This window comes from Kocuria sp. TGY1127_2 (assembly GCF_013394385.1).
GTDB lineage: Bacteria > Actinomycetota > Actinomycetes > Actinomycetales > Micrococcaceae > Rothia.
This window is the reverse complement of record NZ_AP022834.1, coordinates 595444-616121: the sequence shown is the minus strand read 5'-3', so window position 1 is coordinate 616121 and position 20678 is coordinate 595444. Positions and strand designations below refer to the sequence as shown.

The 20678-nt window shown below is 61.0% G+C and carries 21 protein-coding genes; 4 read left to right on the top strand and 17 right to left on the bottom strand.

What is annotated here, in order from left to right:
• Positions 1–25: 25 nt before the first annotated feature.
• From sake_RS02720 to sake_RS02650, 15 genes are all read right to left on the bottom strand, one after another.
• Positions 26–2296, bottom strand: coding sequence for a cytochrome c oxidase assembly protein (locus sake_RS02720; RefSeq protein ID WP_178945404.1), 2271 nt, complete (start codon positions 2294–2296; stop codon positions 26–28).
• A gap of 79 nt (positions 2297–2375) precedes the next feature.
• Positions 2376–3698 carry a Dyp-type peroxidase gene (locus tag sake_RS02715; RefSeq protein ID WP_129358905.1) on the bottom strand — a complete coding sequence of 441 codons (1323 nt, stop codon included), beginning with the start codon at positions 3696–3698 and terminating at the stop codon, positions 2376–2378.
• Between the two features lie 12 nt (positions 3699–3710).
• Positions 3711–4388, bottom strand: coding sequence for a copper chaperone PCu(A)C (locus tag sake_RS02710; protein ID WP_129358903.1), 678 nt, complete (start codon positions 4386–4388; stop codon positions 3711–3713).
• Between the two features lie 14 nt (positions 4389–4402).
• Positions 4403–5050 (bottom strand): copper resistance CopC family protein, encoded by a 648-nt coding sequence (locus sake_RS02705; RefSeq protein WP_165000939.1) that lies wholly within the window; start codon positions 5048–5050, stop codon positions 4403–4405.
• Positions 5051–5130: 80 nt separating this feature from the next.
• Complete coding sequence (locus sake_RS02700; RefSeq protein WP_178945403.1) at positions 5131–5769, bottom strand: hypothetical protein; 639 nt, start codon at positions 5767–5769, stop codon at positions 5131–5133.
• Positions 5770–5954: 185 nt separating this feature from the next.
• Positions 5955–6239 (bottom strand): HU family DNA-binding protein, encoded by a 285-nt coding sequence (locus sake_RS02695; protein ID WP_129314580.1) that lies wholly within the window; start codon positions 6237–6239, stop codon positions 5955–5957.
• Positions 6240–6307: 68 nt separating this feature from the next.
• The gene (gene rpsN / locus sake_RS02690) at positions 6308–6613 is read right to left on the bottom strand and encodes a 30S ribosomal protein S14 (protein ID WP_129358897.1); all 306 of its coding nucleotides are present in this window, start codon (positions 6611–6613) and stop codon (positions 6308–6310) included.
• A 5-nt stretch (positions 6614–6618) separates the two neighbouring features.
• Positions 6619–6789, bottom strand: coding sequence for a 50S ribosomal protein L33 (gene rpmG / locus sake_RS02685; RefSeq protein WP_030015328.1), 171 nt, complete (start codon positions 6787–6789; stop codon positions 6619–6621).
• Positions 6790–6791: 2 nt separating this feature from the next.
• Complete coding sequence (rpmB, locus tag sake_RS02680) at positions 6792–7028, bottom strand: 50S ribosomal protein L28 (protein WP_129314578.1); 237 nt, start codon at positions 7026–7028, stop codon at positions 6792–6794.
• Between the two features lie 276 nt (positions 7029–7304).
• A complete protein-coding gene (locus tag sake_RS02675; protein WP_129358895.1) occupies positions 7305–8162 on the bottom strand; it encodes an SGNH/GDSL hydrolase family protein in 858 nt (285 codons plus the stop codon).
• A 131-nt stretch (positions 8163–8293) separates the two neighbouring features.
• On the bottom strand, positions 8294–9277 hold the full coding sequence (locus sake_RS02670) for a siderophore-interacting protein (protein ID WP_129358893.1): 984 nt from the start codon (positions 9275–9277) through the stop codon (positions 8294–8296).
• Positions 9274–10095: an ABC transporter ATP-binding protein gene (locus sake_RS02665; RefSeq protein WP_129358891.1), complete on the bottom strand. Its 822-nt coding sequence runs from the start codon at positions 10093–10095 to the stop codon at positions 9274–9276. The genes sake_RS02670 and sake_RS02665 overlap by 4 nt, the downstream gene beginning before the upstream one ends.
• Before the next feature lie 5 nt (positions 10096–10100).
• Positions 10101–11177 carry an iron chelate uptake ABC transporter family permease subunit gene (locus sake_RS02660; RefSeq protein WP_243155727.1) on the bottom strand — a complete coding sequence of 359 codons (1077 nt, stop codon included), beginning with the start codon at positions 11175–11177 and terminating at the stop codon, positions 10101–10103.
• Positions 11174–12214 carry an iron ABC transporter permease gene (locus tag sake_RS02655; RefSeq protein ID WP_129358889.1) on the bottom strand — a complete coding sequence of 347 codons (1041 nt, stop codon included), beginning with the start codon at positions 12212–12214 and terminating at the stop codon, positions 11174–11176. The genes sake_RS02660 and sake_RS02655 overlap by 4 nt, the downstream gene beginning before the upstream one ends.
• Positions 12215–12226: 12 nt before the next feature.
• Positions 12227–13288, bottom strand: a complete 1062-nt coding sequence (locus tag sake_RS02650; RefSeq protein WP_129358887.1) for an ABC transporter substrate-binding protein — start codon at positions 13286–13288, stop codon at positions 12227–12229.
• A 270-nt stretch (positions 13289–13558) separates the two neighbouring features.
• Here sake_RS02650 and sake_RS02645 point away from each other — a divergent pair, with 270 nt between their 5' ends.
• The 4 genes from sake_RS02645 (at position 13559) to sake_RS02630 (ending at position 17579) form a co-directional block, all read left to right on the top strand.
• On the top strand, positions 13559–14293 hold the full coding sequence (locus sake_RS02645; protein WP_129358885.1) for an HAD family phosphatase: 735 nt from the start codon (positions 13559–13561) through the stop codon (positions 14291–14293).
• Positions 14294–14565: 272 nt separating this feature from the next.
• Positions 14566–15258, top strand: coding sequence for a hypothetical protein (locus tag sake_RS02640; protein WP_129358883.1), 693 nt, complete (start codon positions 14566–14568; stop codon positions 15256–15258).
• A gap of 57 nt (positions 15259–15315) precedes the next feature.
• Positions 15316–16818, top strand: coding sequence for an FGGY-family carbohydrate kinase (locus sake_RS02635; RefSeq protein WP_129358881.1), 1503 nt, complete (start codon positions 15316–15318; stop codon positions 16816–16818).
• A gap of 14 nt (positions 16819–16832) precedes the next feature.
• The gene (locus sake_RS02630; RefSeq protein WP_129358879.1) at positions 16833–17579 is read left to right on the top strand and encodes a GolD/DthD family dehydrogenase; all 747 of its coding nucleotides are present in this window, start codon (positions 16833–16835) and stop codon (positions 17577–17579) included.
• A 77-nt stretch (positions 17580–17656) separates the two neighbouring features.
• Here the strand turns inward: sake_RS02630 and xylB are convergent, their stop codons facing one another.
• Together xylB and sake_RS02620 are read right to left on the bottom strand one after the other, a co-directional pair.
• Complete coding sequence (gene xylB / locus sake_RS02625) at positions 17657–19045, bottom strand: xylulokinase (RefSeq protein ID WP_129358877.1); 1389 nt, start codon at positions 19043–19045, stop codon at positions 17657–17659.
• Between the two features lie 89 nt (positions 19046–19134).
• Positions 19135–20640, bottom strand: coding sequence for a mannitol dehydrogenase family protein (locus sake_RS02620; protein WP_129358875.1), 1506 nt, complete (start codon positions 20638–20640; stop codon positions 19135–19137).
• Positions 20641–20678 lie beyond the last annotated feature (38 nt).

Below are 20678 nucleotides of genomic sequence, written 5' to 3'. Positions count from 1 at the left end.
TGTACGCCGCCATGGTGGAAGGCAGTTACCGCCGCTCCCCCGGGCGCGATTCGATGCCTTCGTTGAGCTTTTCGAACATCTCGTTGTACGCCTCCAACTCGGCGTCGCCATCGCGATCCGCCTGGCGGTCGAGCCTCTTCGCCAGGCGTCCGTCGGCAATAGACCATTGCACGCCGACGACGACCGCAATCAACATGGTCGGGATCTCTCCCATTCCCCACATGATGGATCCGCCCAATTTCTGGTCAGCGATGGCCGACAGCCCCCATGGACGTCCGAGATTTCCAAACCAGGAGGCCTGCAAAAGGGCGTTGGAGCTCATCAGGGCAATTCCGACGAATGCGTGGTAACCCAGGGTCGCGATGAGAACGACCAGGCGGAGCGCGTATTGAGGTCGTCGAGGAATGGGGTCGATGCCGATCAGGACCAGCAAGAACATGTAACCGGTCAAGAGGAAATGGATCATCATGAACTCGTGCCCCACGTGGAAACGCAGCGCTACGCCGAACAGCGGGGTGAAATAGAAGATCACGATCGACCCTGCGAAGTTGACTCCGGCGACGATCGGGTTCGTGACGATCTTTGCCCAGGTGGAATGCGTGAATCGCAATATCCACTCACGGGGACCCCGAGTACCGTCCTGTCGCGGCTCCAAGGCTCGGAGCAATAACGTTACTGGTGCCCCCAAGACCAAGAAAATTGGAATGATCATGGTCAAGAGCATGTGCTCGACCATGTGCGCCGAGAAGAGGACACGCGCGTATACGGTCAAGGACCCCGAGGTCGCGAATGTCAGGAAAGCGAGCCCCAAGAACCACGAGAACAACCGCAAGGGGTTCCAGGTCCCGCCTCTGGCCCGGACCTTGAAGAACGCCCAAATATAGAACCAGAGAGCAAGAACTGCAATAGCTACCCACAGCCAGTCCCAGCGCCAGGTCGTGAACCACGAAGCCGTCGTCGGCTCCGGCGGCATCTCGTACCACGTGATAATGCGGGCCGGCGAGGCATCCGGCTTCAGCTCTTCGGGAACCGGCGGAGCCGTTCGGGAAAGGGTCACTGCCACACCGGAGACAGTGCCCATAATGATCAGCTCCGCCAAAATGACCTGCCAAATGCCCCGGAATGCGCTGACGGCACCGGATTCGATGCGCGGGATGAGATACATCCGGTGAGCTGCGCCGGCAATACCCAGAAGAATGGTCAAACTTGCCTTGGTCACGATCAAGGCACCATAGGTGGTACCGAGATCCGACAGACCGAAAATGCGGATATCGGCGTTGATGATGCCTGAGACCAGGACCATGACGAAGCCGACCAGCGCGACAGCCGAATAACGGCGAAGGACCGCGACCGCGATCGGCACCCGTCGAGCGTTTGCGCTGAGCGACCCGCGGGTCTTCTCGGGCACGGTGCCCGTCCCGGCGTCGGGTCCGGAGAGCTGACGGGACAAATACGCAAGCACCACGAGGCCACCAAACCAGAGGCTCACACCCAATAGGTGGAGCCCCAGGGAATTGACCGCGCCCATATGGTCATCACCGCCCGAGGAGTGCCCGCTCAGGGCAAGCGCCACCAGAGCGATCATGGACACACCGAAAGTCAACAAGAGGCCCAGCAGCTGGCGCACGGCGAAGATCAAGGTCGTCACGACCGCCGCAACGACGACGATCGTCGTTTGCTCCTGTCCACCTGCGATGCTCTGCATGTAGCTGAGCAACTGCGTCGTAAATGCTTTATCGCTGCCGACGGAACTTCCCGAAACATCGGCATAGGACAGGACGAGCACGGCGACTGCCGCGATAGTCCACGTCATCGCGGCGACCGCGCCGAAGTTCAGAGCCGAGGTGAAGGGCGGATACTCGGCGTTGCTGTTGTCCTCGGCCTGCTTGAGCTCTTCGGCCTCGTCTGCAGACGCATTGGCCAGGGCCTCGACGCTGGCGTCATCCGCATCGGCGGCGCGCTTGACCCGGGCGCCTCGGCGTCCGCGTCGAGTCGCGTCGACAGCGTAGCGGGGGATGAAGAAGACCGTGAACAGCAATGAACCCATGGTCGCCGCCATCGCGACATTGTGAATCGCTTCGGCCACCGGCAGAGCCCAGCGGACGAACGGTCCGGGATCGTTGAGATCCGTCCCGGCCGCGGTGCCCGACAGGATGAGCGAAACGACGAGGAATACGAGGGTCGTACCCGGGACCACGAGCAACCACGGTCTGTGCAGTCCGCGCGCGATTCCTTGCGGTATCTCTCGCCGTGGCGCGGTGGTCTTACCGGCGGCCTTCGGCTTGCTGCTCGTCATCAAATCCTCGGATCGAAAGTGGTGTGTGGGTGTTTGCGCGACCTCGGCCGAGGCCGACCGAGGTCGCGCAGAGCCGGACCTACGTACGGAACAGGAAGTCCCCGATGAAACCGCCCTCTTCGCATCCCGGAGGAATCGCGAAGACCGCGGACCCAATGGGGACGGTCCAGGTATTGAGCATGTCCAACTCGGCCAGACGTTTTTGAATGGGTACGAATTGTTTGACCGGATCGGCCTGGTACGAAGCGAAGATGAGCCCAGTACGGCTCACTCCGCCTTCGCTGGAGCCGGCTTTCGCTAGGCCAGACGCGTTCGAGACCGGTAAATCATAATTGTACGGCCGTCTCAGAATACGTTCGACCGGGGTTTGAGCGGTCGCCCTTCTGATATGAGCGTAATCAGCGATCACCGGAAAACCGACCGGCGTCTTAGCGGAAAGGTCAGCCGGGTCCGTTTCTTTCTGCCCGGTCAGTGGGGCACCGTTGGACAGTTTGCGTCCGACGGAGTCCTCGCGCCCAGGGTTGTCCACCTCATCCCACGTATCCAAGTTCATGTGGATACGGCGAATGACCAACGAGGTTCCCCCTTCGGCCCAGGGTTCGAGCCCGTCAGCCTTTCCGTAGACGATGTCGTCCATGCTGGAGTCGTCCGTACTCGGATTGATCGTTCCATCGACCTGGCCGAACAGGTTCCGCATTGTCGTCCCTTTTTTCAAAGAGCCCGCTGCGTTACGAAAACCCTCCTGTATCCAGTGCACGCTGCCGAAACTGCGCGTGTCCTTGAGGAGCATGCGCTGTGCGTGGGCCAATGTCATTTTGTCATCGCAACAGATTTGCAGCAGGAGATCGGACTCGCCGTACTCGTCGCCGAGTCGATCGATCTGTTCAAAAGCCGGAAGAGGTTTGAGCCAAGACGGTTTGGACTTCGGATCGACCAGGTCAAAGATCTTCTGCCCGAAACCAATGGTGATAGTGAGATTGGCGGCTATTTCAGCGAGCTCGGGTTCCTGATCATTGATCGGGCCTTTCCCGGATGTCAGCGACGCAGCGTCGTCGCTCACGATGCGAAGCATACGGCGAACGTCGGCCGAAGCCACGCCCGGGCGTAAACGAAGCCCGATGAAGTGACCATAGGCCGGCGCCGGAGTCGCGACTCCGGCCTGCCGCTTTCCGTAGAAACCAACTGTTGACGAAGCGAGCGATGTGCCCCCATTCACGGCTTGGGGATTTCCCCCATTGTCTTCGCCCGAGGGCGTCGACGAGCCGCGGTGGCCGCCGCGGCGAGCGAGCTCGACGCTCGCTCCCGCGGCGGCACCTACGGAGGCAGTGGCCCCTCCGACGAGCAGATGTCTACGGCTCCACAGCGAACGCCGTGGCGCCGGAGTTTCCTGTTTGTCGGACATGGGGTCGCTCCCTTACGACGAGCAGCTGGGAAGCTTGCTCGAGCTCGGGCTCATGGACGACATGTCGTGACCGGAGTGATCGTTCATGTCGTGTCCAGAATGATCGCTCATGTCGTGATCGGAGGTCTGTTCCGAAGACGAACCGGATTCTTCGGACGGATCGTAGTTCTCCTTGGCCCCCGAGTAGTCCCGGATCGGCGCGTCGACAACAAGGGACTTGTCGTCCGAGGTCTTCAGTGTGACCTTGAGGCTGTCACCGGCCAACATCGAGCACTTCAAGTCCATCAGCATAATGTGGTTTCCGCCCGGCTTGAGGTCAAGCGATTCACCAGGTTTGATCGTGAATCCGTCCTTTTTCTCTTGCATTGACGAAGCGCCGGTTTTGCTGTCGGTCACTGTCTCGTGCAACTGCGCCATGTCAGAGGCCTGAGTTTCCGCCTGGGTCACTTTGACCTCGTGATCCGATGTGTTGGTCAGCGTTCCGAATACTGCAGTCATGCCCGAATCTGCCGCTTTGGCCCACGGGTCCTTGACGGCAAGGCCTGAGTCCGAGGAATTCGCTCCGGAGGAAGCCGAGGCCTTGGAAGAGCTGTCATGACTTGCTTCCTGGGACCCACCGCAACCGGTCAACGCAAGAAGAGTACTCACAGCGAGGGCGGCGGGGACAAGAACAAAACGAGTTTTTTTCATGTTAGTCACCGCCGTCAGCGCCTTTCGTCGTTCTTCTTGGCGCGAACCCGCGCGATGAGCAGCACAACGACGGCCAGAACCGCTAGAGCGATGACAGCACCGATGACGGCGCTCACCCATACGGGCAGACCTGAACCCTGCTCCTTCTCGTCCGAGTCATTCGCACCGGCGGAAGAGGAATCATCGCTCGGAGCGGCTGAGGCTTCATTGGTTGCCGATGCCTGGTCCCCTGAACCGCCCTGGCCCACGGTGAAGTTGAAAGCCCCTTCGATCGGGTGGCCGTCTTCGGAAACAACCCGCCAAGCTACTTTGTAGGTTTCGTCCTTGGCATCCGAGGAGACCTTCTGGGTCACTTCTTTGCCCTCGACGGTTGCATCACCGGTGCTCACGGTATTGCCCTCGGAGTCCGTCACGATGACCTTGTTGCCGTTGTGAACTTTGGTGATGTTTCCGGAGAAGGTCAATGTGACGTGGTCAGGGGCAGCGCTGACTTTGTCGTCCTGAGCCGGATCCGTCTGCACGAGTTGGTCGTGCGCTTGAGCCGCCGTACCGCTCATGAAAAGTGCCACGATCACCAGCGCAATTGTCGCTGGCACGGCTGCGATGCGACGTCGCATCGTCGAGTTTTCAAGGTTTTTAGTTCTTGTCATTGTCAGGGCCATGCCTGTACTCTCTTTCGTCGCTGAATTCTCCGGGTGTGGCATGGGCGAAGGCCCAGGCGACTGACCCGGAGTCATTGGATTTATGCGGAGACGAAAGGTACGGGAGGCCCCCGGAGCGCGACGGGGCCGGGATAGGCCATGTTCACCAGAACCCGAACCATACCGGCCACTGGCAACGGGCGGAACGCAGGAACTACCGCGACGGGTTTGGGCAGGAGGGGAGAAACTCGCTCAAGCCCGATCCGAACGGCCAACGACAGCGCGGCCAAAGCGGCGTCCCCGCGGCGAATAGCGAGGTAAGTCAGCAATGCTGCCGCAAGGTGCATCATGACCATGCCGATCGAAAGGTCAGTTGATTGCCCGCTGACGGACGCGGTCAGAGAACCGCTTCCGTGGGACATATGGGCGGCATGACCAACCATGGGCTCGCCGTTGGCCTGCGTCATGACGACACCATGGCCTGTCTGTGCGAAGAGCCAGTGAAGAATCCCCTGGGAGCAAATAACGCTCAAAGCGGTTGAGAAAACCGACCATCTGATGCCGGAAACCAGCACGCAGACAAGCCCGGACAGTGCCCAGCAAACGGCCACGAGGGCCGGCGGTGGGACATGCCCCATGGCCAGGACGTGGGAAATGACGCCGGCGAAGGTCGCGATACTCGCCAAACTCCAGCCACGAACGAGGCGGGACAAACGGGTCGGCGTGGCACGGAGAGTCACGACGGTCCACCCCCTGAGTTCCTCGACATGACAGCGATCAGCCTGAAAGACGCACTCAGTCTACCAATGGTTTCGCCCTGGGCGATCCCCTAGTACGTAGGATCACACGGCGTCCACTGGGCACAAAGAAAGCCCCGCGTTCCTGAAGAGGAACGCGGGGCTTTCAAGCGTCTGCAGTCGGATGACTACTTCTTGGCAACAGCTGCTTTGAGCTTGGAACCAGCGCTCAACTTGACGCCATGACCAGCGGGGATCTTGATGGCCTCGCCGGTCTGCGGGTTACGACCGGTGCGTGCTGCACGATCGGTGCGCTCCACCGACAACCAGCCGGGGATGGTGATCTTCTCGCCCTTGGAAACCGAGGATTCGAAAACCTGGAAGACAGCATCCAGAACGCCATTGACGGCGGCCTGACTCATGCCCGACTTCTCGGCAACCTCTGAAACGAGTTCGCTACGGTTCTTAGCCATATCTGTGTCCCTCCTGAGACTTGAATTTTCTTGGCTCAAGCCGACTATACCGGCCTACAACCGAAAAATTACCAGCTTGACTTGGTAATTCCCGGCAATTCGCCTCGGTGCGCCATTTGGCGGAAGCGAACACGGGAAATCCCAAACTTCTGGAAGGTACCGCGCGGACGACCGTCGATCTGGTCGCGGTTACGGATACGGATAGGAGAAGCATTGCGGGGAAGCTTCTGCAAGCCCAACCGGGCCTCTTCGCGCTCCTCCGGGGATGCGTTCTCATCTACAAGGGTCTTCTTGAGGGCAGCACGCTTCTCCGCGTAGCGCTCAACGATGACCTTGCGCTGCTCGTTACGAGCGATCTTGGACTTCTTGGCCATTGCTCTTAGCGCTCCTCTCGGAAATCAACGTGCTTGCGGACAACCGGGTCGTACTTCTTCATGACCAGGCGGTCCGGGTTATTGCGGCGGTTCTTGCGGGTTACGTAGGTGTAACCGGTGCCGGCAGTGGACTTCAGCTTGATGATCGGACGAACGTCCTTGGTATTCGATGCCATGCTTAAATCTTCTCCCCGCGTGCAAGGATGTCGGCTACGACCGCGTCGATACCGCGGCTGTCAATAACCTTGATGCCCTTGGCGGACACGTTCAGCGTGACATTGCGGCGAAGGGACGGGACCCAGTAGCGCTTCTTCTGAATGTTCGGATCGAACCGGCGCTTGGTGCGGCGGTGCGAGTGCGAAATGCTGTGTCCAAAGCCGGGAACAGCTCCGGTCACCTGGCAGACGGCTGCCATAGTTTCTCCTCCAAATGTTGACAAAATGACGGTGCGCAGTTGTTGCCTACACGAATGCGGGCCTTCCGAGCGCTCCGTCACCTACTTAGAGCACCGGGTTATTCGCCGGGCCAGAGTGTGGAACAGGCGCCTGCGTGAGATTTTCAGGTCCTGCCCCCGCCGCGGGATAACGGTGAAGCTTTCTTCGGTGCCGAGAGGTGGACTCACCACTACGACAGCGTTAAATACTATGGAATAGCCGTACCAAGCGCAACCTGCCCAGGGCAGAACATGGTCTTAATCACCGGATTCGGCCGCCTCATCAACCCTAGGCTCCGTCACCGTCATACTTTGAAGCTCGGGGTATTTCGGTGACAGTAAATCGCCTGATGAGGTCCCTCTCAGTCTACGCCCGACCCACGGCAACGCGAATTCGCGCACCCAATCGACATTGGCACGGGTCGTTTGCACGCGTGAAACACGACGCATTTGCGGCAGAGGCTCCAAACCGAGATCCACCGCCGGGGTCACGTCCAGCGCTTCAAGGACCTTGCCCGCAAGCTTTCGGTGGCCCCGGGTATTCATATGCAAACGGTCCGGTGCCCAGTAGCGAGCATCCGAGAATTCTTTGCTCATGCGCCAGAAATCGACCAAGATCACTCCGTGACGATCAACGATTTCCCGCAGGAGTTCGTTGTAGATCGCCGCGCGACCCCGGGTTCCCTTGAAGACACCGTAGAAATTCTTCGCATCGAATCCGGTAAAGGTCAGAACGTGAGCCCCGCTCGACCGCAGACGCGAGATCGCATCCTCATAGCCGACCATCAGCTCGTCCACGTCCACGTTGGGCCGCAGAATGTCGTTTCCGCCGCCGTAAATGCTTACGAGCGTCGGCTCCAGAGCCAATGCCGCCTCGATCTGCTCATCAAGAATCGGCCCCATGGTTCGGCCGCGAATCGCCAAATTCGCGTACGTCGTCCGAGGGAAACGGAGCGTCAGCTGCTCCGCAACACGGTCGGCCCACCCGCGGACTCCATTCGGGCGCGTGGGGTCGTCGTCCCCCACTCCTTCCGTGAAGGAATCCCCGAGGGCCACAAATCGGATGGGCTCCCGCTCTGCGCGATCTTCCGATTCCGCATCGGCGACTGTGGACATAACTCTCCAAACCAACGTGTGCTTCCATGGATCACAGGCAATTCTCCCCCATGCGAAGCACCCACACCCACGACGTTATGCCCGCCCACAGCGCACCGCAACACGCCCGGGCAAAAAAGCCGGGCATGGACCTAGGACTCCGCGTGGCCTGCTTTCCAGTAGCCCATAAAGGAAATGCTCGACTTCTCGATATTGGCTTCGTTAACACACACTCGGCGCGCTGCACGAACCACGGAGGCCTCACCCGCCAGGTAAACGTACGTGCTGCCCGGGTCCTCAGTGGTCTTCCACACGATTTCATCCGCGGCAACTTTGACCCCGAGAGGGCTGTCCGCGTCATCCTCGTGCGGTTCGATGCCCAGCGCCTCGCGCAATGCCTGAAGTGTGAGTTTGCCTCGGACCATGCCTTCTCGGCGTTCGAGCCAGTGGAGTTCGACGTCGCCGTGCCGACGGGCTTCCTCGATCAACGGCTGTGCATGGCGGTCCAGTTCAGCGTTGCCCTCGGGGACCTCCAACAGGAATCGGGCATGAGCCCCCTGCGGCAAGGTGCGCAGGACCGACATAGCGGCGGGAACAGCAGTTTCGTCGGCGCAAACGATGACCGTATCGGCCTGCTCGGGCTTCCACATCGACCAGAGCTGCCCTTCACGGGACGGGCCGATAAAGCTCAAACTGTCGCCGACCTTCGCCCGGGAAGCCCAGGTCGCGCCGGGCCCCATCTCGGACGGCTGGTCACTGTCTTCGGATTTTCCCTCCGCAGGATGCAGGACGAAATCGACATCGATTTCGACTCCCTGGCTTCCAGCAGGAGATGTCCAGGTCCGGGAATCCCGAAGGGTGTAGGTACGGATCCAACCGCCGCGTTCCTTGGGATCCGCGGCGAACCAGTCCTTCCGCCAGGTGTCGTTGAGATCCAAGCGCACGGGGCCCGAGAGCTCAGGATGCGGAATGAAGAGCTTCAGATAGGAATCGAGGACCTGACCGCTCCCGTCTCCCGCCGGGGCAGCCAACCTGGTCAGCTGTTCGGATGCGAGCCGGATTCGTACGAAGTCACGGCTCAGGCGTTCCGTCCCCGTGACCTCGGCTTCGAAGAGTTCCATGGGGATGTTGCTCATACCAGTTCCTTTCTGGGGGTCGGTACGACGACGGGTGACCCACCCTCATCCGGGCTAACGACTGCATCGAGGCCGAAGACATCGGCCAAATTTTCTCGAGTCAAGACCTCAGCCGGCCGACCCGACATCTTGATCTCGCCGTTCTTCATGGCCACAAGGTGGTCTGCACAACGCGCTGCCAAGTTCAGCTCGTGAAGGACCAGAACCATCGTGGTTCCCCTCGCGCGATTGAGGTCCACGACGAGGTCAACCAGGTCCACCTGGTGAGCGAGGTCGAGGTACGTGGTCGGCTCGTCGAGGAGGAGGACATCGGTTTCCTGGGCCAGAGCCATCGCAATCCACACGCGTTGACGTTGCCCGCCCGAGAGCTCCGCCACGGGAATCTCGGCGAGCTGATCGGTATGCGTCGCTTCCAACGCCCACGCGACTGCGGCGTCGTCCTCTCGGGATGCTTTGGAAAACATGCCCTGATAGGGATATCTTCCTCGGGACACAAGGTCGGCGACCGTGATTCCGTCCGGCGCCACCGGATGCTGCGGGAGCAGCCCCACGCGGCGTGCGAAGTCTCGCGAACCGTACTTGGACAGGTCTTTGGAGTCGAGGTGAACTCGACCGCCGGCAGGCTTGAGCAAACGAGAGAACCCGCGCAACAGCGTGGACTTGCCGCATCCGTTGGGTCCAATGATCGCGGTGACCTGACCGGCAGGGACCTGGAAGTCCAGGTTCTCAACGATGTTGCGGCCACCGTAATTGAGAGTCAGCGATTCTGCGCACAGACGCAGCTGTTGGGATGAGGAAGAAGTTCGGACTTTGGTCATAAGGATCAGGACCTCTCTTTCTGGGCTGCGGCGACCAGCCACAGCAGAATGGGCGCACCCACGATGCCGGTCACGACACCGACGGGGAGCCGACCGCCCGGAATCAGATTTGCGGCGACGAAGTCGGCCAGGACAACGATGGTCGCGCCGATGAGCGCGGAAGCAGTCACGGAGTGTCTGCCGCCCACGCATTTGCGGGCAATCGGCCCGGAGACGAATGCGACGAAGGTGATCGGCCCCGTCATGGCGACCGCGAAGGCCACCAACGCAACGGCCAGAGCCACGTAGAGCCACCGGGTCACGGTCACGGGAACACCGAGCCCCGAAGCCAGTTCGTCTCCCACCTCCAGAGAGTGAAGGTTCTTGGAGAAAATTGCGATCAGGGGCAGGACGATCACCAGGACGACGCCAAGCATCGAGATTCGCTGCCAATTAGCGGACCCGAGCGAGCCGGTCAGCCAGATTGCGGCATCTGCAGCTTTGTAGATGTTCACGCGAGACAGCAGGTAATTGGCCAGAGCCACCGCGAGGACTGATATGCCGAGGCCGATCAGGATGAAACGGTTGCCGACCATCCCTTCACGCCCGATGGACAGGCTGAAGATTACGACCACGCACACCACGGCGCCGATCAGACCGCCTACGGCCATCCCGGTTCCGGCCGCGCCGAACAAGGAAACCGCGACTATGGCCCCGAGACTCGCGGAAGAATTCACGCCGATAATGTCCGGGCTGGCCAGAGGGTTGCGGAGGAGCAGTTGGAAGATTGCTCCGGCGGAGCCGAAGGCGAGCCCCGCGAAGGCCCCCAGAATCGCATGGGGAAGCTTGTCTTGCAGAACGATGAACTTTGCACCGGCCGCACCCGGAATGGTCTTGCCGGAAAGAATCGAGAAGAAGTCAGGAATTGTGACCGTATAGGTACCGAGGAGGACCCGGACCGCGATGGCACCCAGCAGGGCCACGGCGAGAGCGACGACGGCCACGACCGGTCGCGCGGCTCTGCGGCGTCGCATCGCAGACACATCGTAGGCCAGGGTGCCTTCTGGCTTCTTCTCGGTCCGGTCTTTGACGGTAACGCTCATAGGTTGACCGCCTTCCGTGAACGGATGAGGTAGATGAATATCGGGACCCCGACGATCGCCATGGTCACGCCGACTTCGATTTCCGTGGGCGGCAGGAGGACTCGCCCGACGACGTCGGCCCACAGGAGGACGACGGGACCTGCGAATAAGCTCAAGGGCATGATCCACCGGTAATCGGGGCCGATCACCGCACGCAGAGCATGCGGAATCATCAGACCGAGGAACGCGATGGGCCCGGCGAGGGCAACCGCACTTCCGCACAAGGCAGTGATTCCCACGAAGATGACGAATCTTTTGAGGGCGACTTTCTCGCCCAAGGACTTCGCCATGTCGTCGCCCAAAGCAAAGTTATTGATCGAGGATGCAAGGCCCACGGTCAGCACGAGCCCGAGCGCGATCAAGGGCAGAACCGTCAGTAGATCGCCGTAGGTCGCCCGGGAGAGGGAGCCGATCTGCCAGTGCCGGAATTCGTCCAGGGTTTCCTGTCCTTGCAGAATCAAGGCGTTCGTCACCGACAACGCGCCCGCACTGAAGGCCGCACCCACCAGGGCCAGCTTGATCGGCGTCGCCCCTTCCCGACCTATGCTTGCGATGGCATACACCAGTACTGCCGCAAAAGCGGCACCGACCAGCGCCCACACCGCATAGGCCGCGGCACCCGAAGCACCCACGAGGGCGATTCCGAGAACGACGAAGCATGTAGCCCCGGAATTGATACCGAGAATCGCCGGATCGCCCAGTGGGTTGCGGGTGACGCCCTGCATCGCGGCGCCGGCGGTCGCGAGGACGGCTCCGATCACGACTCCGATGACTGTCCGGCTGAGACGACCGGACATGATGACGGATTCCGGGGATCCCGAGCTGGGATCCAGGAGAGCGTCAAGTGCGGAGACCGGATTGACGGGTTTTGAGCCGATGAACAGGGATCCCAGGACTGCTATGAGAAAAAGGGCGAGTACGCCGACCAGGACCGCGCCCCTGCGGGACCGCTCTTTGGCCGGCGTACTGTGTCGAAGGGATTCGACTGCTGTGGACATCAACGATTCGAACTACTTCTTGCCGTTCGTCACGGCGTCGGCGATCTGCTTGACGAAATCGGTCTCGTCCAGGAGCCATTCGATACCCAACGGGGTATTGCCCATACCGAGGCCCTGCTTCTTGTCGTAATCCAGAACAGCAGCGTCCTTGGCTACTGCGGGAATTTGCTTGAGGACATCATTGGATTTGATTTTTTCAATGCTTTCGGCCGAATCGACCCACGAGTACAGCATGTCCGAGCTCAACTCGGATGCACGCTCGTTGGACCAGGTGCCGTAGAAAGTCTCCGCCTTGACGGACTTGGCGGCATCGGACATCTTCATACCGAGGGTCTGCAGGAAGTTCACGCGACCATCGCCTTCCGTGTAGACGCTGATCGTAGGCTGCGCCTCGGACACGGAAAGATTGGACGCTACGAAGGTCGCATCCTTGAGCTGTCCGTACTTGCCGGCCTCATCGCTCAACTTGGATTCGACCTTCTTGACCACGTCTTCGGCGGCGGAGCTTCGCCCCAGCGCTTTCCCGATGGTGCGGGTCGAGTCCTGCCACGGGACCATCCAGCCGTCCTTGTGGTCCTTGTTGTAGACAACCACGGGAGCGATTTCCTTGAGCTTGTCGAAAGTCTCCTGGTCCATGCTGCCGACCGCGGACACGATGAGGTCCGGCGAGAGCTTGGCGATCTCTTCGAAATTGGTCCCATCGGTTTCCGAGAAGCGAGTGGGCAACTCGCCGCCGAGCTCCTTGACCTTGTCGTCGAACCAGTCGGTCGAGTGGTTGTCGTTCTCGCCCCAACCCACGTAACCCGAACCGATCGGCACTACACCCAAGGCGAGCACGATCTCGGCATTGATCCAGCCAAGGCCGACAATTTTCTTGGGCTCGGATTCGATTGTGGTTTCACCGAACGACGACTCAAGGGTTACCGGGAAGGCGTCGGCATCGGCCGAGGACGACCCGCCGGAGGACGAAGAATCCTTGTTGTCGTTGGAACCCGTCGAGCAACCAGCAAGAGCGAGCGCGGCAGCCGAAGCGGCAGCCGCCTTCAGGAAGGTGCCACGAGAAATGGAAACCATAATGTGTTTTATCTCCTATGAAGCTGGGGCCCGAGTCGCCCCCAAATGGGTCCGAACCGCGAGGGTTCAAGTATTGATGAGGATGCCAAGTCAGGCACCAATTCGCCGATGATCTAAGGCAAGCCTCATCATACTATGGCCTGGGCGTAATTAGCATAGGTAATTGTGACGAAAAGGGTATATCCGCCGAGATGTCGGCCTCGGGTTGCTGACGGCTAGCCTTGACAACCTCTGCTCGCATGGACGGCTCCATCCTGGAAGGATGGAGGTATGACTTTCACTCGCCGATCTGCGCCCCTGAGCCCCTCCACTTTTCCCGCCGACTGGACTCCTACCACCGTGGTTTTCGATTGCGACGGAGTCCTCATGGACACCGAGAAATCATGGGTCGCGACCATTGCCCGGGTCAGCCACGACCTCGGACTGGACAGCCCTCAAATCCTCGCCGACAAACTGACGGCCCTGCCCGCCTCGACGATCGCCGAGGCCCTAGCCCGTGAAGAGCTACCCGACGATGCGCCGCAGGCGGAGATCGAAGGCCGCGGATCGGAGATCCTGTCACTGCTGTCCGACTTGGACGTTCAACGCATCGAACAGGGAGTCGATCTCATTCCGGGTGCAATGGAGCTGGTCCGCGAGTGTTCCGAGGTGCTGCCCGTCGGAGTCGCTTCCAATTCCACGCGAGCAATTCTCGACGCCAAGCTGGAAACCACAGGGTTCAAGCATTTCCTAGGAACATGGGTTTCCTGTGACGACGTACCTCACGGCAAACCTGAACCAGATATGTACGTGAAGGCAGTGAAAGACCTCAAGGGCTCGTGCGACCGCGCACTGACATTCGAAGATTCCGGTCCAGGCGCCACGGCGGCCGTTGCGGCTGGAACCCGGGTTGTCGTCCTCGCCGAGGACGTCAGCGCTTCTCCCCCAGCGCACTTTGCGACGTCGAGCTTCGAAGACCCCGAATTCCGTCAGTCCATGCGTACTTGGCTGGGAGCTGCAGGTTAGGACGGACCCGGCATACGCGGATCGCCGTTTAACGAGGCAACACCCGGAAGATTCGAGGCTCGCACTTCCTCGAATCACCGGGTGTTGCCTTGTCAGGGTAACCAACCCTTCTGAAATTTTGGTGCACCCGAGCTGAGTCGATCCTGAAAATCGAGTTCGCTGCCGGCTACCGGCGCCCGGGTTACAACCCATCGTCAACCGGCCTACCATGGAAAGACAGGATATCCACGACGTTCCGGAATGTCGCAGACGGTCGAAGGGAGTTTCCGGTCATGAGCAGCACCCGAGATGCCAGAAACGGCCCGGAAGGCGAATACGAGGCTCCGACCTACGGCATCAGAATCCCTGAGTCCGAGTGGACCGGCTCGATGCTTTCCCCGACCGGCGAACAGTCTGAGCCACGGGAGCCCCAAAGCCTCCGCGCTCGCGCAACCGCGTACCGACGCATGGTCGGTGGACTCTCCTTCGCCAGCTGCATGCTCGGCATTCTCATGGTCTTCGGGCTCGTTGCGGCCGCGCATCCTCGCTGGGCGTTTGTGGGGATCGCCCCGTTATTGGTAGGTATCGCGGGGCTTGTGTCCGTGCGCTGGCGTCTTGCGCCGGCCTTCCGAGATCAAGAGGGCCGCAAACCCACGCGCTACATGAGCCGATGGTTCTGGGCGCCCGTGATCATGGTTGTTCTCAGCGCGGCGTTCTTCGTGGTCAGCTACATGGTCCCTCGTTGGATGGAGGGCTCCGACGCTGTTCTCGTGCGCAATCACGTCGTAATGTGGTCCGAGTTGGGATTCCTGTTTCTCCTCCTGGCAAGCCTGTCCGCGGGCCTCATTGCGCTGGGCCTGTGGAGCACACCGGATCACGACGACGCAATTCTCCGCCAGACGGATTATGCCGAACGCCGCCGTGCCAAAGACAGCGGCCAAAGCCGAGATCTTTACGATTCCGATTGGATCAAGGGCAACGGATAGCGATACAAACCGTCCTCCGAATGGCCCTGCCATGTGATCTGTACCAATATGGACTACATGGCAGCATCTGCATTCTTCGGTCTCGACGTCGGCACATCCAGTACCAAGGCGGTCCTGGTCTCTCCCGAGGGCATGGTCCTCGACTCACGAACACTTGAGCACGAGGTCGAACGATTGCCCAACGGCGTCGTCCAAATGGACATGAACATCTGGTGGAATGAATTCCGGGAACTCTACGCGGATCTCGTCCGTATCAACGCCGTGCAGGTCCGAGGCATCGGCGTATCCGGGATGGGCCCGTGCATCGGAGTCGCGACCGGTGACGCGCCGATCGCTCCGGCTGCCCTCTACGGGGTGGACTACCGGGCACGCGATGAGATCGAGGAAATCTCCGCAGAGCTCGGACAACTGGAAATCCTCAAGCATTTCGATTCCCAGCTCACGTCCCAGGCAGGCGGCCCCAAACTTTTGTGGTTCGCCAAGCGATACCCAGAGGCATTCGCCGAGGGTGTTCGCTTCTACATGCCGTCCAGCTGGATCATCCAGCATCTGACGGGCGAATACGTTCTGGATCGCCACTCCGCGAGCCAGTGCACACCCCTGTATGACCCGGAAACCCAGGAATGGGACACCGAGATGTCCGAACGCTTCGCCGCCGGTGTGGAATTGCCCCGGCTCGGCTGGAGCAACGATATTTGCTCCAGGACGCGACCCGTCGAGGATTTGCCCGAACTCGAAGAGGGTATCCCGGTGATTTACGGCAGTATCGACGCTTGGTCAGAACAGGAATCGGTCGGAGCCACCGACGACGGCGAGCTGTTCCTCATGTACGGGACCACGCTGTTCCTCATCGCCAATTCCCGCGAGCGCCTCCGCCACTCGTCCATGTGGGGAACGACCGGAACTCGACGAGGCACCCGCAACCTCGCGGGTGGATTGGCCACGTCGGGGGCGCTTACCCAGTGGTTTCGGGAGATATCCGGAGTCCAGGACTACGCCCGGCTCATCGAGGCCGCCGGACAGGTCAGTCCGGGGTCGGATGGCCTCCTGACGTTGCCGTACTTCGCGGGAGAGCGGACACCCATCCAGGACCCCGACGCACGGGGCGTCATGATCGGGCTCACCGTCGAGCACGGCCGCGGGCATGTGTACCGATCCCTCCTCGAGGCCACGGCCTTCGCTGTCCGACACAATATCGAGGTTATGGAGAAGGCAGGCGCGAGCATCGAATCCATTACCTGCGCGGGCGGCGGTGTCGGATCGGACCTCTGGCCGCAGATCGTCTCTGACGTCACGGGTCGGCCTCAACGCATCCACCGATACAGCGTGGGGGCTGCATACGGGGACGCCTTCATGGTCGCCCAGACGCTCGGCGTCGTGGCGAATCTCGACGATTGGAACCCTGTCGAAAAAGTCATTGAGCCACACGAAATTCCCGTCTACGACGCCCTCTACGAGGACTATCGCAGCCTGTACGAGGCGACCGCGCAGATTCAGCATCACTTGGCCGGGCTGGGCAGCGGACAAGCCCGCGCATCCGACCCGCCGACCGACTCATAACCCAAGGAGTAGAAATGACCGAGAAATCTTTTGCCGGCAAGATCGCGATCGTCACGGGAGCCGCGAGCGGTATCGGCGCGGCCATCGCCGAGCACCTGGCCGAAAAGGGCGCGCGCATAGCCGGCGTGGATGTCTCGCCCGCTCTCGACGACGCCTTGGCGTCCCTCCCGGGTGAAGGCCACGCGGGGTTCCGCGCCGACCTTTCGGATCCGGAGGAAGCGGTCCGCGTGGTCGACGGCGTCGTCGACCGACTCGGCACGCCGCACATCCTGGTCAATTCGGCTGGCGTGGTCTTTCTCAATCCTGCGACGGATCTCGCCGCCGAGGATTGGAAGAAGACCATCAACATCAACCTGAGCGGCTCGTTCTACATGGCCCAAGCGGCCGGGCGCGTCATGACGACCGCAGGCTACGGGCGCATCATCAATCTCGCCTCACAGGGGGCAGTCGTCGGATTGGACCAGCACGCGGCCTACTGTGCATCCAAAGCGGGAATCGTGGGGTTGACCCGCGTTCTCTCGCTCGAGTGGGCTCCCCGTGGTGTCACGGTCAATGCGGTCTCCCCGACGATTGTCGAAACACCTTTGGGCAAGAAGGCTTGGGCCGGGGAAAAAGGCGAGCGGGCCAAGGAGCAGATCCCGGCGGGCCGGTTCGCGCTGCCCGAAGAGGTCGCCGCGATGGTCGGCTACCTCGCCTCCGACGACGCCGCGATGGTGACGGGATCCAATATGATCATCGACGGTGGCTACACGAGCGTCTGACCGATGCGGGGGGCGACCTCCCGCCGTGGAGATCCTTCGGAGGCCGGCCCGCTTCGGGTCTCAAACCTCCCCAGGGCTTACTTCGCGTCAGGGTAGAGACGATTGCGGAACTCTATGTACCGCTCGTACACCTCGGGCGTAGGATCCGCGATGACTTCCTCGGTATTCGCGGTTTCCCACACCGGGGGCTCGGTCTCGCCGGAAAGGACCCAAGCAGCCTGGCGGGCAGCCCCCAATGCGACGAATTCGCGGGACTCGGGCAACAGAATGGGGCCGCCGATCACTCCGGCGAGAATCTTCTGGAAGGCCTCGGACTTGGCGCCGCCACCGATCAGCAGGACGCGTTGGGGTTCGGTCCCGGTCTGTTTCTGCACTTTCTTGAGGCACTCGGCCATCGAACAGGCTAGGCCCTCCATCATTGCGCGGGCCATGTTCTGACGGGAGAACTCCGAGCCGAGTTCGAGGAATTGTGCACGAGCTTCCGGCAGATTGGGGGTCCTCTCCCCCGCGAAGTACGGGACGAAGACCGCGCCCCCAGATCCCGGCTCCGCAGCCAGGGCCAGAGCCGAGAGCTCTTCGTGGCCGATTCCCAGAAGGTCTGCGGCCCTGTCGAAGACCTGCGCGCCGTTCAGTGTGGTGGCCAGCGGCAGGTAGCGACCGGACGCGTCCGCGAATCCCGAGATCGACCCCGAGGCATCGTGTGACGGCACATCGCTGACCACGGCCACGACCCCGGAAGTGCCTATCGAGATACTGACATCACCCGGTTTCATGCCGAGCCCGAGCGCGGCTGCGGCGTTGTCCCCCGTGCCCGGGCCGATCAGCGCTCCCGAGGCTGTCTTGCCCACGACTTGATGCGGCTCTGCCAGGCGCGGCAGGCTGACGTCATGCCCGGCGGCCCACGCGGCGACCTCAGGCAGCCATTCGCGAGCGGAAGGATCGTAGTACGAGGTTCCGGAAGCCTCGCCGTGGTCGGTCCAAAGCTCATCCGATTCATTGAGTATCCACGTCAAATAGTCGTGCGGCAGAGCAATCCGATCGATGCGTTCGGCATTTTCCGGTTCATTCTCCCGGACCCATAGGACCTTGGTCGCGGTATAGGAGGCCACGGGCACGCTGCCGGTTCGACGCGCGGCCTCGTCCGGCCCTCCGAGCCACGCAAGCAACTCTTCGGCCTGCGGTGCCGAACGGGTATCGTTCCACAAGAGTGCAGGGCGGATGACCTCGCCGGCGTCGTCGAGTAGAACCATGCCGTGCTGCTGGCCGCCGATCGCCACGGCTGAGGCACGAGGCAGAAGCTCCTCGGTGACCTCCTCGATCGCGCTGACCCAGGCAGCGGGGTCCACTTCGGTGCCCTCCGGGTGGCTCGCGCGCCGCTCGTCGACAACCTCACCGGTCGCCGCATCGACCAGAACGGCCTTGCAGGACTGGGTGGAGGAATCCACGCCCAAGACGTAAGTGCTCATGCAGAACGCTCCTTCACAACAACTTGTGGCATTGAAAGTCCCCGGCAGGTGCATAGTTACCCGCCGGGGACCCGCAATGCCACGGTATATCAATCGGCCAGGAGCTTCTCCAACGTCTTCAGGCTGCCCACCTCATGCAATGAGCGAAGAACCTTGACGTATTCCTCCGTGAACCGCGATTGCTCAGCCAAGTCACCGAAGAAATCCTTGTCCCGCAAGAATGCGAGTTCATCGTCCTTCTGCGCCTGCGCCGCAGCCCGGACTTTGTCTTCGGCGTTGTCCACGATCTTGATGGGGCGTCCTTGCTCATCGATCCCTTCGGCGTAACGGGCCCAACTGGCCACAATGGCTGCCGAAAGACGGACGTCCCCGCCGTCCCGCAAGTTGTCCTGGACCACCGGGATCAACCATTTGGGAATACGATCCGAAGATTCGGCACACAGGCGCGGAACGGTGTCCTTGACGTACTTATTCGTGAAACGGCTGATCAGGGTACGAGCGTACTCGTCGACGTCGATACCTTCCAACGGATCGAGTGTTGGTTTCGCTTCCCTCATCATGTAGGCCATGAGGAAATCGGCAATCAGCGGATTCGAAACGGCTTCATCGACCTTGTGGTAACCGGCCAGATGCGCGAAATAGCACAGTCCCTGGTGCGATGAATTCAGCATCCGAAGCTTGAGCTTCTCATACGGTTCGACGTCATCGACCATCTGCACTTCGACGTCCTCATACGGCGGGCGGCCGTTGACGAAGTCGTCCTCCATGACCCACTGGATGAAGTCCTCGGTGACCACCGGCCACCCGTCTTCGTATCCGAAGGTGTCCTGAACGTACGTCCGGTCTTCGTCGGTCGTGGCCGGCGTGATGCGGTCGACCATGGAATTCGGGAAGCTCACGTGCTCCTCGATCCATCCTGCGAGCTCGGCGTCCAAAGCCCTCGCATGCGCCGTAAAGACGTTCTTGGCCATATCGCCATTGGCCTGAATATTGTCACAGCTACGGACAGTAAATGGCGTGATGCCACGCTCCCGGCGCAGCTTCAGAGCCTGCGTGACCAGGCCGAATACCGTACGCGGATGCTCGGGATCTGCCAGATCGGCGGCGACCAACGGGTTTTCGAGGTCGTAGGCGTGCGTGACCTGGTTGAAGTTGTATCCACCCTCGGTCACGGTCAGCGAAACGATCTTGATACTTTCCTGGGCCAAGTATTCGACCGCCCCGGCTGGATCCTCCGGCGCCCACACGTAATCGATGATCGATCCGATCACTCGAGTGTCCTCGTGGCCATCCGGGAAGCGCGCGACCAGAGTGTAGAGGTAATCCTGCTCGGCCAAGGTATCGCGCATGAATTTGTCATTGGGCAGAACGCCCATGCCGCAGATGGCAAAATCTTTGGCCTCTCCCTGAGTGAACAGCTCGTCCAAGTACCGTGCCTGATGAGCGCGGTGGAAGCCGCCGACTCCGAAGTGCACGACGCCGACGCTCAATTCGTTCCGGTCATAGGCCGGAATCCGGAAGGTGCTGCCTTCGACGAGGCGGGACTGCGCGGTCCGATCGATCTCCTGCAGGGTGGAATTCTTGAGTTTGACCATGGTTGCGGCCTTTCCGTGGCGAGCGGCTTTTCCCGGCA

Excerpts from the sequence above, each read along its gene's own strand:
- rpsN (WP_129358897.1), bottom strand. The coding sequence starts at position 6,613 with ATGGCCAAGAAGTCCAAGATCGCTCGTAACGAGCAGCGCAAGGTCATC.
- sake_RS02665 (WP_129358891.1), bottom strand. The coding sequence starts at position 10,095 with ATGACCAAAGTCCGAACTTCTTCCTCATCCCAACAGCTGCGTCTGTGC.
- rpmG (WP_030015328.1), bottom strand. The coding sequence starts at position 6,789 with ATGGCATCGAATACCAAGGACGTTCGTCCGATCATCAAGCTGAAGTCC.
- sake_RS02650 (WP_129358887.1), bottom strand. The coding sequence starts at position 13,288 with ATGGTTTCCATTTCTCGTGGCACCTTCCTGAAGGCGGCTGCCGCTTCG.
- sake_RS02715 (WP_129358905.1), bottom strand. The coding sequence starts at position 3,698 with ATGTCCGACAAACAGGAAACTCCGGCGCCACGGCGTTCGCTGTGGAGC.
- sake_RS02635 (WP_129358881.1), top strand. The coding sequence starts at position 15,316 with ATGGCAGCATCTGCATTCTTCGGTCTCGACGTCGGCACATCCAGTACC.
- sake_RS02675 (WP_129358895.1), bottom strand. The coding sequence starts at position 8,162 with ATGTCCACAGTCGCCGATGCGGAATCGGAAGATCGCGCAGAGCGGGAG.
- sake_RS02620 (WP_129358875.1), bottom strand. The coding sequence starts at position 20,640 with ATGGTCAAACTCAAGAATTCCACCCTGCAGGAGATCGATCGGACCGCG.
- xylB (WP_129358877.1), bottom strand. The coding sequence starts at position 19,045 with ATGAGCACTTACGTCTTGGGCGTGGATTCCTCCACCCAGTCCTGCAAG.
- sake_RS02645 (WP_129358885.1), top strand. The coding sequence starts at position 13,559 with ATGACTTTCACTCGCCGATCTGCGCCCCTGAGCCCCTCCACTTTTCCC.
- sake_RS02655 (WP_129358889.1), bottom strand. The coding sequence starts at position 12,214 with ATGTCCACAGCAGTCGAATCCCTTCGACACAGTACGCCGGCCAAAGAG.
- sake_RS02695 (WP_129314580.1), bottom strand. The coding sequence starts at position 6,239 with ATGGCTAAGAACCGTAGCGAACTCGTTTCAGAGGTTGCCGAGAAGTCG.
- sake_RS02720 (WP_178945404.1), bottom strand. The coding sequence starts at position 2,296 with ATGACGAGCAGCAAGCCGAAGGCCGCCGGTAAGACCACCGCGCCACGG.
- sake_RS02630 (WP_129358879.1), top strand. The coding sequence starts at position 16,833 with ATGACCGAGAAATCTTTTGCCGGCAAGATCGCGATCGTCACGGGAGCC.
- sake_RS02710 (WP_129358903.1), bottom strand. The coding sequence starts at position 4,388 with ATGAAAAAAACTCGTTTTGTTCTTGTCCCCGCCGCCCTCGCTGTGAGT.
- sake_RS02640 (WP_129358883.1), top strand. The coding sequence starts at position 14,566 with ATGAGCAGCACCCGAGATGCCAGAAACGGCCCGGAAGGCGAATACGAG.
- sake_RS02670 (WP_129358893.1), bottom strand. The coding sequence starts at position 9,277 with ATGAGCAACATCCCCATGGAACTCTTCGAAGCCGAGGTCACGGGGACG.
- rpmB (WP_129314578.1), bottom strand. The coding sequence starts at position 7,028 with ATGGCAGCCGTCTGCCAGGTGACCGGAGCTGTTCCCGGCTTTGGACAC.
- sake_RS02660 (WP_243155727.1), bottom strand. The coding sequence starts at position 11,177 with ATGAGCGTTACCGTCAAAGACCGGACCGAGAAGAAGCCAGAAGGCACC.
- sake_RS02705 (WP_165000939.1), bottom strand. The coding sequence starts at position 5,050 with ATGGCCCTGACAATGACAAGAACTAAAAACCTTGAAAACTCGACGATG.